The organism is Streptococcus sp. SK643, from assembly GCF_000259505.1.
In the GTDB taxonomy this organism is placed as follows: domain Bacteria; phylum Bacillota; class Bacilli; order Lactobacillales; family Streptococcaceae; genus Streptococcus.
Genome location: NZ_AJMM01000006.1, coordinates 266,961 through 277,585, shown reverse-complemented (window position 1 = coordinate 277,585; position 10,625 = coordinate 266,961). Strand labels below are relative to the sequence as shown.

At 36.0% G+C, this 10,625-nt stretch carries 10 protein-coding genes; 3 read left to right on the top strand and 7 right to left on the bottom strand.

The window, feature by feature from the left end:
* A partial coding sequence (locus HMPREF1117_RS04575; RefSeq protein WP_000316417.1) for an LPXTG cell wall anchor domain-containing protein occupies positions 1 to 490 on the top strand: 490 nt, incomplete at its 5' end.
* 139 nt (positions 491 to 629) lie between these two features.
* On the opposite strand, the gene HMPREF1117_RS04570 is transcribed toward HMPREF1117_RS04575, so the two are convergent.
* From HMPREF1117_RS04570 to HMPREF1117_RS04545, 6 genes are all read right to left on the bottom strand, one after another.
* A complete protein-coding gene (locus tag HMPREF1117_RS04570; RefSeq protein ID WP_000899998.1) occupies positions 630 to 1,418 on the bottom strand; it encodes an ADP-ribosylglycohydrolase family protein in 789 nt (262 codons plus the stop codon).
* A gap of 95 nt (positions 1,419 to 1,513) precedes the next feature.
* On the bottom strand, positions 1,514 to 1,807 hold the full coding sequence (locus HMPREF1117_RS04565; RefSeq protein WP_000196994.1) for a DUF5960 family protein: 294 nt from the start codon (positions 1,805 to 1,807) through the stop codon (positions 1,514 to 1,516).
* The gene (locus tag HMPREF1117_RS04560; RefSeq protein ID WP_000567205.1) at positions 1,800 to 2,165 is read right to left on the bottom strand and encodes a hypothetical protein; all 366 of its coding nucleotides are present in this window, start codon (positions 2,163 to 2,165) and stop codon (positions 1,800 to 1,802) included. The genes HMPREF1117_RS04565 and HMPREF1117_RS04560 overlap by 8 nt, the downstream gene beginning before the upstream one ends.
* Positions 2,162 to 3,577 carry a Y-family DNA polymerase gene (locus tag HMPREF1117_RS04555; RefSeq protein ID WP_000119797.1) on the bottom strand — a complete coding sequence of 472 codons (1,416 nt, stop codon included), beginning with the start codon at positions 3,575 to 3,577 and terminating at the stop codon, positions 2,162 to 2,164. The genes HMPREF1117_RS04560 and HMPREF1117_RS04555 overlap by 4 nt, the downstream gene beginning before the upstream one ends.
* Before the next feature lie 3 nt (positions 3,578 to 3,580).
* Positions 3,581 to 4,267, bottom strand: coding sequence for an XRE family transcriptional regulator (locus tag HMPREF1117_RS04550; protein WP_000284883.1), 687 nt, complete (start codon positions 4,265 to 4,267; stop codon positions 3,581 to 3,583).
* Between the two features lie 262 nt (positions 4,268 to 4,529).
* A complete protein-coding gene (locus HMPREF1117_RS04545) occupies positions 4,530 to 5,939 on the bottom strand; it encodes a peptide MFS transporter (protein ID WP_442852124.1) in 1,410 nt (469 codons plus the stop codon).
* A gap of 972 nt (positions 5,940 to 6,911) precedes the next feature.
* On the opposite strand from HMPREF1117_RS04545, the gene HMPREF1117_RS04540 reads away from it, so the two are divergent.
* A complete protein-coding gene (locus HMPREF1117_RS04540) occupies positions 6,912 to 8,120 on the top strand; it encodes an ATP-binding protein (RefSeq protein WP_001106635.1) in 1,209 nt (402 codons plus the stop codon).
* Between the two features lie 297 nt (positions 8,121 to 8,417).
* Here HMPREF1117_RS04540 and HMPREF1117_RS04535 read toward each other — a convergent pair whose 3' ends face one another.
* The gene (locus tag HMPREF1117_RS04535; protein WP_000836982.1) at positions 8,418 to 9,482 is read right to left on the bottom strand and encodes a DUF6287 domain-containing protein; all 1,065 of its coding nucleotides are present in this window, start codon (positions 9,480 to 9,482) and stop codon (positions 8,418 to 8,420) included.
* Positions 9,483 to 9,649: 167 nt separating this feature from the next.
* Between HMPREF1117_RS04535 and HMPREF1117_RS04530 the strand changes: the two genes are divergently transcribed.
* The gene (locus tag HMPREF1117_RS04530; protein WP_000686777.1) at positions 9,650 to 10,603 is read left to right on the top strand and encodes a hypothetical protein; all 954 of its coding nucleotides are present in this window, start codon (positions 9,650 to 9,652) and stop codon (positions 10,601 to 10,603) included.
* The last annotated feature ends 22 nt before the right edge of the window (positions 10,604 to 10,625 follow it).

The window sequence follows — 10,625 nt, the reverse complement described above, 5'->3', positions numbered from 1 at the left end:
AACATTCAAACTACCAAGTTTGGAAAGTGTCAAAAAAGTGGTAGTATATAAGACTATTCGCCGTGAAAATCCACAATTAGACAAAGGTAAAGAGAAAGTCCTAGTGGAAGGAAAAGATGGTCTTGTTGTTGAATATATTGAAGTCGATGGTCTCAGTCGTAAGATCCTTCATACAGAAACGACTCCAGCTCAAGATCGAATTATTGAAATTGGGACTAAAGAAAGTTCTGTGGGAGTAGAAGTTCCACCAGTTGTGACTCTTCCTGAGTACACTCTACCAAAAAATACTGAAAAACCAGCAACTGTAGTCGTAACGGAAAATTCAGCAGCCAAAGATGAGAAGACTTCTGACGAAACAGCAACTGTCAAACAAGATAAGGAAAAACAACTCCCAGCAACTGGAGAGCAGGATGCAACTGCCTTTCTATTCTTAGCAGCTATTACGTCTATCTTATCTCTCCTCATCTTCCAAAAGGATTTTAAAGACTAATAGAACTCTTTAACTTATTCTTTTCAATGATTCTTGATTCCCCCATAGAGAAGACCAAATGGTCTTCTCTTTTTCTATCTATAAATTAAAAAGCATCCATAAATTTATATGAACGCCTTGTATATATAAAGCACAATGATTATTTAGGATAAATATTTTCAAATTCAACTACGATTTCAAGTAAACGCTCATCTAAAAAGGATAGCGCCTCTTGTCTTATACTATCAGGAATACCATAGTACGCTTCTGCAAGACCACCGCAGATAGCAGCAATAGTATCACTATCTCCTCCTATAGAAATGGCATTTTTAATAGCATCTTCAAAATTTTCTGATTCAAAGAATGCTTGGAAAGCTTGAGGAACAGAACCTTGACAGGTCACATCAAAGATATAAGTCTCCCTGATTTGATCCAAGGTAAAGTCCATGGCATAGTAGTGTCTTTCGATATAATTTCGGATTTCAAGAAGACTATAACCTTTTCGAGCTAAAAATATAGCAATCGCCACTGCTTCTGCTCCTTTGAATCCTTCTGGATGGTTATGACTCACCTCTGTTATGGCTCGTGACAAAATCTTTACTTCTTCCATACTCTCTGCAGCAAAACCAACAGCACTGATTCTCATCGCAGCACCATTCCCATAACTTCCGTACGGTTGAGGATTATCAGATAAAATCCAATAGAAAAAATGACCCCCGTATCCACAATTAGGGTAACACCTCCCAACCTCTTGCATGCACCTCACAGCATTATACGAAAGTTGAGCCCAGTCTGACTTGCTTTCCAATAAAGCTTTGGCAACCGCTAAACTCATCACACTATCATCCGTGGGAAAGCATTCTGAAGTGAATAATTCAAAATCTTTGCTTTTATGATTGTCCAATTCAAACCGAGAACCGACAATGTCTCCAATAATTGCTCCTAACATAGATTTCTCCTATCCAACTTTTTTAATAAGATATAACCCTATTAATCGTAATGAGTACTTTTATTATACAATATTTAGATCAACTCCTAATAAATCTACTGATAACCATTTTTATCCCCTGTGTAGATATAGCTGCGATTTCTAGGATAATCCTTGTCTGTCTCCACTCTAAAATAAAATTGATGTTCTCTCCCATCCTTGGTATTTTCTTTGTTCAAGACAAAGTAGTTTTTTTGGTTAATAGCCATGGTTCGTAGGATGTCATCAATAAGAAAGGTTAAGGGGACATTCATGGAGGAATACTTTTGGAAATCCTCTTCAAAACGAATATAATTATCTGAAAAATAATCCATCTGCAGTTTATTTTCATACAGTTCTTTTCTAGTCATAGACTCCTTCCTCCCACAGTTGAATGCTTAAAATATCTGAAACCTCTATCCGCCTATATCCCTGGCTACTTGTTTTGATAGATAGATCCTTTGAGGATAATTCGCTCACCTCACCAATGATTATCGTTTTCTGATTCTTTTCCTTGACCACAAAACATCCCTTTAGTTGACCGACATAAAGCTGAGATAACAACTCTAATTTTTCAACTACACTTAAATCTGTTGATAAATCCACACAAGATTTTTCAGCAGCTAATGAACTGGTGTGTTCCGATAGGAAAAAACCCATCCACTTCTGCATGCCAGGATCTTGATAGTCTCGCGCAGATTGAAAAGGTAAATACGAACGATCAATCATTGTAATCCATCTAATCCTCCAGCAGAATGTCCCCCAATCAGCTTGCTTCTGGCAAGGCTCCTAGAGGCTTCTTCCAGTGCATTGGCCTTTAAGAGAGCAGTGAAACCAAATTGTTCCCGAATGGAGTCAATGGCCGTCTGGAGCCTTTCTTCTTTTTCTACTTGCTCAACATCATCAAAAAGAGAAATCAAGCTAAAGGACTCATTCACAAACCCTGAATAGTTGACTCCTATACTTCTGACTGCGCCCGAAGTGTATTTCTTATGAAATAGTTTCAAAACATAATTGGTTAAGATTGCCGTATTATTGGTGGGTTCCACCTTCATTTGTGTGTGAATTGAAGACTTAGCGTCATGTTTAGAGAAACCAAGATAGATAGAGATAAGCGTCGTCTTCTTACCTGCTCTGCGAAGTCTCACTGCCACTTGCTCTGCCATTTCTCTAAGAACAATTTCTATATCTCGTAGCTTCACATAATCTCTAGGTAATATTTGAGAATTACCCAAACCTTTGGATTTTGGTTTATAGGGCTTATGAACATTGCTCTCATCAATTCCATTAGCATGAAACCACAAGCAGAGCCCAGCCTGACCAAGAGCTTTCTTTAGCTGGTCGGGATTGCTAGTAGCTAGTTCTTTGATCGAAAAAATTCCCAGATTATGCAAGCGTTTCTCCATACGACTGCCGATCCCCCAAAAATCTGTCATCTTGGAAATGGCCCAGACCTTCTCTTCTACATCTTCATAGGACCAATTGGCCCGCATGGTCGGAGTATGTTTTGCTTCATTATCTAGGGCTAACTTGGCCAGTAAGGGATTGGCATTGGACATCCCCACTGTAGAGTAAATCCCTGTCTGCCTCCAAATATCCCTCTGGATACGAGCAGAAAGCATATCTAGCTTGTCTTTTCGCGAGAACCTCTGGTCTGGAATAAAGTAGTTGAGTGAGCTGGTCAAATCAATAAAACTCTCATCGATAGAGTAGGGATAAATATCCTCTGGACTGCCATAGTTTTGAAAGATTCTTTGTATTTCCATATTGACAGCGATATATTCATCCATCCGAGGAGGAACAATTAAGGTGACTTGTGCCCAATCTTCAATATAGCGCACATAGTCCGAATCTGTAGGCAAGCCCTGCTTTCTGGCAGTGTAATAAGAAAATTTACGGGTTTTAATATCAAAGGGGAGATCGTAAGCACGTCCAACATTTGACTTCCCAAAAATCTTCTTAAACATAGGGGAAGAAGCTAAGATTAATCCTGCTGAGTTGTCTGCTCGACTCATAACACAAAGCGAAGTCTTGAGCGGATTCAGACCCTTCTTTACACACTCAACACTGGCATAAAAGGACTTCATATCGACAAAGGCAATATCACTTTTGGGCTCTCTGGAATAATCAAAGTAGCTCATCGACTAACCCTCCATGGGTACAAAGTTCCCAACGATAATCCCCACAATTCGAGGATCTTCCTCGTAGGAAATAAAAACATCCTTATACTTGGGATTGATAGATACAAGGCGCAATCCATCTACTTCTCGATAAACTCGTTTGATATAGGTCTGGTTATTGCAAACCACTGCATAGACAGCCCCATCATAATCAAATCCTGTCTCCCGGATTAGAGCCACAGACCCATTTTGATATTTAGGCTCCATGGAATCACCAGACACCCAGGACGCAAAGTCATGAGCCAATTCTTCATTAAAGTAGACGGTGTCAAAATTCTGATCCCCATAAATCGAAGCCCCAATACCCGCTGACATTCGTTCATAAACATGATATTCGTAAAGTTTTTCTGGTATGAAGCTCACTTTTTTAACTTGCTCTTCTTGAAGCAAATTACGAGCATAAACAACCACTTTTTCCTGTCCTTGAGAGGATAAAGTATTGTAGAGACGGACAAGCTCAATCTCAGTGAAATAACCTTTGGGTACTTTTAAAATGTTCTCTAGCTGAGCCACCATCTTCTTGGACGGTTCCTTGATTCCACGTTCCCAAGCCGAGTAAGCCTGGAAGCTAATCCCAAGTTGCTCTGCAATTTCCTTCTGTGTTAGTTTTAACTCTTTCCTACGAGTCTTTAATTTTTCTGATTGGTACATGATTCACCTCCTGGTATAGAACATTATCTTGAATGATTTTCCTTAGAAAACTAATCTTTAGTTGAGTCATTTTTTAAAAATCAACCAATTTGGTTTAGTTTTATTATATAAAAAAACTAGACGAATGTCTACTAGGAATATCAGAAACATCTTGAGTTTTAATCAAACTAAAAGGACTTAGCCCTGTACAATACAGAACTAAATCCTTTGGATAACTGATTGTTCTAACTTTTTGAATCCCTACAGAAATTCCAGTTTTTCTCTATTTGATACCAGACATTAGTTTTTCAATACGTGGAACGTAGAAGAGTAAGATAATACTGAATACAATCGTAATTCCTCCAACAATTCCATAATAAGCAACTTCCGTTTCGTTTGTATAAAATTTTACAATTTGAGCATTGATAGCTTGGGCAGCAGCATTACTCAAGAACCAGATAGACATCATTTGTGCTTGGAAAGATTTTGGTGCTAGCTTATTAGTAACTGATAGACCAATAGGCGAAATCAACATTTCACCCACAATCACAATAGCCCAACTCATAATCAACCAGAAAGGACTGACCTTAACATCTGTCCCAAAGAGCATCCCTGGTAACATCATCCACAAGAAGGATAAACCTGCAACAAATAAGCCGTAAGCAAATTTCTTAGAAGAGGACGGTTGCTTTTTACCCATTTTCCCCCACAACCAAGCAAAAATTGGTACATAAATCATAATGAAAAGTGGATTAATACTTTGGAAAAAGCTAGATGGGAAATGAATCTGGTTCCCAAATACATTAAAGTAAAGTCGAGTTTGATCATCCGCAAATAGAGCGAGAACAACAGAACCTTGCTCCTCAATAGACCAGAAGAGTACTCCAGCAATAAATAGAGGGATGTAAGCAAATACTCGGGATTTCTCCGTGGCACTTATTTTCTGACTAGATAAAATTTTGAAGAAATAGTAGATTGGAATGATTACCGCAATCACTGTAAAGATATTCACAATCATGTCCACGTTAAATTGGTGAGTAAAGACCAAGCCTATAACCACCAGAATAACCATGACCAGTGTAATCAGCAAGCGTTTAATCAAGGTCTGCTGCTCCTTCTGTGAAAGTGGATCAGTGGGGTAAAGACTTGATTCAGGAAGGTATTTCTTCCCATCCATCACATACTTCACCAAACCAAAGAACATCCCAACGGCAGCTAATGAGAATCCTAGATGGAAATTGACTTCCTGACCTAGATAACCCACCAAATAAGGGGCAACGAAGGCACCTAAGTTAATCCCAAAGACAAAGATACTAAAACCTGCATCCCGTCTATCATCCTCTTTCTCATAAATTCCCCCAACCATATCTGAGATATTGGGTTTTAAAAATCCAGTTCCAAAGATAATCAAGGCAATAGAAAGATAGAGAGCCACTTGTCCAAAAGGTGTTGCCAAAGCAATATGCCCTAGCATAATCAGAATCCCACCGTAAAAGACAGTCTTACGGCTTCCTAAAATACGGTCACTGACAAAACCACCGATAACCGAGGACAAGAATACCAGCGAGCCATAAATCGCCATAACCGATGCAGCTGTGGTCTTATCCATCCCCAATCCACCATCTTGCACACTATAGTACATATAGTAAAGTAGGATAGCTCGCATCCCATAGTAAGAAAAGCGTTCCCACATCTCTGTAAAGAAGAGGGTGGACAAGCCGATAGGATGTCCAAAAAATGTTTTCTGTTTTTCCATATATATTCTCCTTTGAAATATAATAATTCATTTTACAGAATTTTCAAATAAATGTCAAACAAATCATGTTTGTTTTAGAAAATTCTCTGAAAAAATCTATTTAGATAGGTTTCCGTTTTATCTCTTAATAAAAAATAGCAGATAGATATTCCATTACTGATTTAGCAAATTAGTGGCATACTTATCTATAAAATTATATTATCGAACAATCGATATTCTATTCTTGAATACATTCAAAAACAAAAGAGGGATTAAGTATGAACTCCTGATTTTTGAAACAAAAAAGACATCCAAGAGTAAATTCTTGAATGTCTGTAAACGTTGATAGTTTCGAATTGATTAACGTTTTGAGGCAACTGACCTCGTCAGGTTGCAGCCTCATTTGTAAGCGACTAAAGTCGCAACAACTGTGTCAATTGCACCAATTTAGTAAGAAAGTATAAAAAGAACACCCCGAAAGGTGCTCTTTGTAAGTATAGTAATTCTTTCGAATTAACGTTTACTAAATTGTGATGCTTTACAAGCTTTCTTAAGACCTGGGTTTTTCTACATCATGATATTTATGGTAAATTATCACTAAAATCAAGTAATTGTAAGAGATAAATCCTCAATCTTTACATATATAACCCTTTTAAAAATTGAGAGGTTATCAAAGGGTTATCACTTTTAGTTTTCGGAGCTTATGTAGTTGAGAAAGACGAACTACTGTATCACAAAGATGATGTACAGTTTAACAACAAATGTACAGTTTCTTCATTCTTGGACAATTTCTTTTTCTATCCTGAAGATATTTAAATAGTGCAAGATGTTATTTCTAAAAACTTAGAAATAATCAAATAAATTAAATATTATTTCTAAATATTTGAAAATAATTACTATTTATATTATACTATCTTTGAGGTAACTATTATGAACTATATTAAAAGACCACATTATTTAGACTTTTTAAGAAGACATCGTGACCGCCAAATCATCAAAGTTGTGAGTGGAGTTAGACGAGCAGGTAAATCTGTGCTTTTTCAACTCTATAAAGAAGAGTTACTAGCAACTGGAGTAGACGAGGATCAGATTATATGCATCAATTTCGAAGATTTGAGTTACTATGAACTGCGACATTTTCAAACATTATTTGCTTATATAAAAGGGAGGTTAGTTGAGGAGAAAACATACTATATCTTTTTAGATGAAATTCAACATGTTGAAAAATTTGAACTGGTAGCAGATAGTCTATTCATCTTGCCAAATGTAGACCTCTATTTGACTGGATCTAACGCCTACTTTATGAGTAGCCAATTAGCTACAAACTTGACTGGTCGGTATGTTGAGATAGAGGTCCTTCCTTTGTCATTTGAAGAATACCTATCAGGTCAATCTCTCTCAGAGAATCTGAATACAACAGAAATTTTTAACAATTATCTCTTCAGTGCTTTCCCTTACTTATTGCAAACATCATCTTACGCTGAAAAAATTGACTATCTCAGAGGAATATATAACTCCATACTGTTAAACGATATTGTCACTAGATTGGGAAATCCAAATCCTACTATTATTGAGCGCATTGTCCGAACCCTTCTCAGTAGTACAGGTAGCTTAATATCAACGAATAAGATTCGCAATACCCTGGTCAGCCAAAATGTTTCAATATCCCATAATACTTTGGAAAATTATTTGACGACTTTGACAGACAGTTTACTTTTTTATTCCGTTCCACGTTTTGATGTAAAAGGTCGAGCATTATTGCAACGCTTAGAAAAATATTATCCCGTTGATTTAGGTTTACGACATCTCTTATTACCAGACCACAAAGAAGACATTGGGCATATCTTGGAAAATATTGTATATTTGGAATTGAGACGTAGATATTCACAAGTATATGTTGGTAATTTAGATAAGTATGAGGTTGATTTTGTTGTTGTAACTGATGTTGGCCACTACGCTTATTATCAGGTCAGTGAAACAACACTTGCTCCAGAAACACTAGACAGAGAACTTAGACCACTAGAAGCCATTAAAGATCAATTCCCCAAGTATCTATTAACAATGGATACGATTCAACCAACAGCCAATTACAATGGTATTGAGAAGAAAAATATCATAGATTGGTTACTAGAAAAATAGATAAGTACTGAACACATAAATTGAGACGCAAAAATAACACTCCTGTCAAAATCTAGTGAAACTATGAACAGGAGTGTTTTGTTATGGCCGAAAAAGCTTATTCAGTAGAAACTAATTTAGCCTTCACCAAAATAATAGAAATTAAATAAGATAATCATGTCTAGCCCTGCAATCAAAAATATTATTCAGGTAAAGACCTAGTAAAGATGGTATCAAAATTCTGGAATACATCATCATTTCCATCAAGCTGCAGGAAAATCATATAGTTGTTGTAAAAGTATGAGAGCCCATTCAAAATCATCGATAAAAATAGCTATCTGATGTAATGACAGCTGCTTGTGCGACTGTAGAACCGAGAACTAAACGATCCTTTGTTGAATCAGAGCTATCATTGGTAGGATTTACAGAATCACTAGCCGAAATTAAAATAAAAGAAGGATCACCCAGAGTATTATTCTCTCCCGTATTTAATACTAATAAAGGATATTCTTTCTGTTTTGTAAATGTTGTAATTTCAAACGCTACCTGTTCGAAACGTCCGGTTGAAATCTTACCATTTTTAATTATAATTGTTTCCCCTTTACTATTCGTCCAAGTCCCCTCAATACTTGATGTATTGCCATTCATTATAGCAGTTACATCCGCTCGAGTTGAAGAACTAGCAGTTGTAGACTTAGAGTCTTCTCCCTGATTAAGGTCTCTTAAATCTTGCCATATTGCTTTTTTCAAATCTACTCTATCTGATGTAATATTCAACAATTTAGCAATATCTGTACCTTGTCCAGAAATAAAGTTAGTCTTGTCTATTTCTACTATATCACCATCTTTTATTTTATAAGATGATGCCTCCCAATTAGGATCTGTGCCATAACCAGAAATAAACATTATGGTGCCATCTTGATAAATAGATAGACTTAAACGTATTGCTCCTACTGATGGCATCCCTGCACCTTTAACAAATACTGGTTTATTGTTTTTCACAGTATAGATGGATGAAATAAAATCTGGAGTTCCAACAATAAGTTCTTCTTGTTTATCATTATTAATGTCATAAAAAGAGTACTGAACTTTACGATCATATTTGCTACCATCTGCTATGAAATTCATCACCATAGCTTCTTCACTTTCCACCCCATTTATTACTGAATGTAGAGCATCATAACCTTCAACAGAAAGTTGTTTATACTTGTCAAGAATTTCAGCGTATTGCTTTTCTGGATTTATTTTTTCCTCACTGCTACTAGAGCTGGTTGCCTGTGGTGTACTGTCTTTCGTTACTTCACCATTAATCGATTTCTGTGAACAAGCACTTAATAAAATACCTAAACACAATACAAGCATAAAACTAATTTTACTTTTCATTATAACTCCCTTAAATTAAAGTTTCTCAAAAAAGTGTAGCATGTAATAATATTTTTATCAATTCTTTCTATTGCTTAAAATCCTTTTTCTTTACATTGAAGCCCCATAATGATTATGCTATAATTATTCAATGAATAGGAGAGTTTGATCTCATTTTGGAGGAAAGTATGAAAATCGATTTTAAACATTTTAACTTGAGTAATAGGAAGTTTGACATAGCAAGAGTTCTTTTGTTTACGCAAATTTTTCTCATTATAGCAACATTTTTCGATAGTATATTTAAAAATATCCACGTAAGTAATGTTTTTAATGGTAATCTGAACATATATGGAGAAAGTAAACTGGCTCCAGTACTCTTGATATTTTTAATTTTTGAGATCATTACACTTATCAATCAAGATGAAAAACTATTTATCCCTTTGAGATTGTTGAATAGTTTCCTAACCTTACTAATACTAAAGGAAATTTCAGATGTTGTTACACGCTCAGAAGTATCAACCGCAGCTGGAACCTTGTTCGGTTTATCTGTTTTCTCATCCTTACTTAATATGGCAACGGGAGGATGGTTTAATACATTGCTTGGAGGTGCTCTCGATCCGTCTCAAATCAGAATTTCACCAGATAGACGTTTATTTGGTTACTATATCATTGGATTTGCTCTTTTGCTGTCTCTTATTGTTTTTGTTTTTTACCTTTACCGTCGTTTTTACAAAAAGGAAAAACTAATTAAAGTAAATAATATTAACTATCATGATTTTATTGCCGTCTTTTCTAAAAATAAGCTACTGTCAATAGCTACTTATCTTGTGATGGCGTCTCAATTTATACCGTTTAACATTATGATAAACACCTTACTTCCAACACCTGCATTTGCTGCTCATCCACTTTTCTCATCAGCTATTTGCATTATTGGCTTCCTCCTACTGGATAGTATCTTGAATGAAAACACAAGCAACATCAAGCGGTACATCATTATCGAAATCATGTCTATAGTAATTTGGAATCCTTTCTCTGTCTTTAAATATGGTTCTCCAGGATTTGGCTATATTCTTTACATCCTTGGCATAGGACTATTCGTGTACTCCTTATTAAATATCATTAAATTAGAAAGCAACAGATAAGTCAGCTAGTTAATTTACCGAC

Bases quoted from the DNA above. Each gene is read 5' to 3' on its own strand.
- HMPREF1117_RS04555 (WP_000119797.1), bottom strand. From the start codon at position 3,577: ATGAGCTACTTTGATTATTCCAGAGAGCCCAAAAGTGATATTGCCTTT.
- HMPREF1117_RS04545 (WP_442852124.1), bottom strand. From the start codon at position 5,939: ATGTGGGAACGCTTTTCTTACTATGGGATGCGAGCTATCCTACTTTAC.
- HMPREF1117_RS04530 (WP_000686777.1), top strand. From the start codon at position 9,650: ATGAAAATCGATTTTAAACATTTTAACTTGAGTAATAGGAAGTTTGAC.
- HMPREF1117_RS04540 (WP_001106635.1), top strand. From the start codon at position 6,912: ATGAACTATATTAAAAGACCACATTATTTAGACTTTTTAAGAAGACAT.
- HMPREF1117_RS04570 (WP_000899998.1), bottom strand. From the start codon at position 1,418: ATGTTAGGAGCAATTATTGGAGACATTGTCGGTTCTCGGTTTGAATTG.
- HMPREF1117_RS04535 (WP_000836982.1), bottom strand. From the start codon at position 9,482: ATGAAAAGTAAAATTAGTTTTATGCTTGTATTGTGTTTAGGTATTTTA.
- HMPREF1117_RS04560 (WP_000567205.1), bottom strand. From the start codon at position 2,165: ATGATTGATCGTTCGTATTTACCTTTTCAATCTGCGCGAGACTATCAA.
- HMPREF1117_RS04565 (WP_000196994.1), bottom strand. From the start codon at position 1,807: ATGACTAGAAAAGAACTGTATGAAAATAAACTGCAGATGGATTATTTT.
- HMPREF1117_RS04550 (WP_000284883.1), bottom strand. From the start codon at position 4,267: ATGTACCAATCAGAAAAATTAAAGACTCGTAGGAAAGAGTTAAAACTA.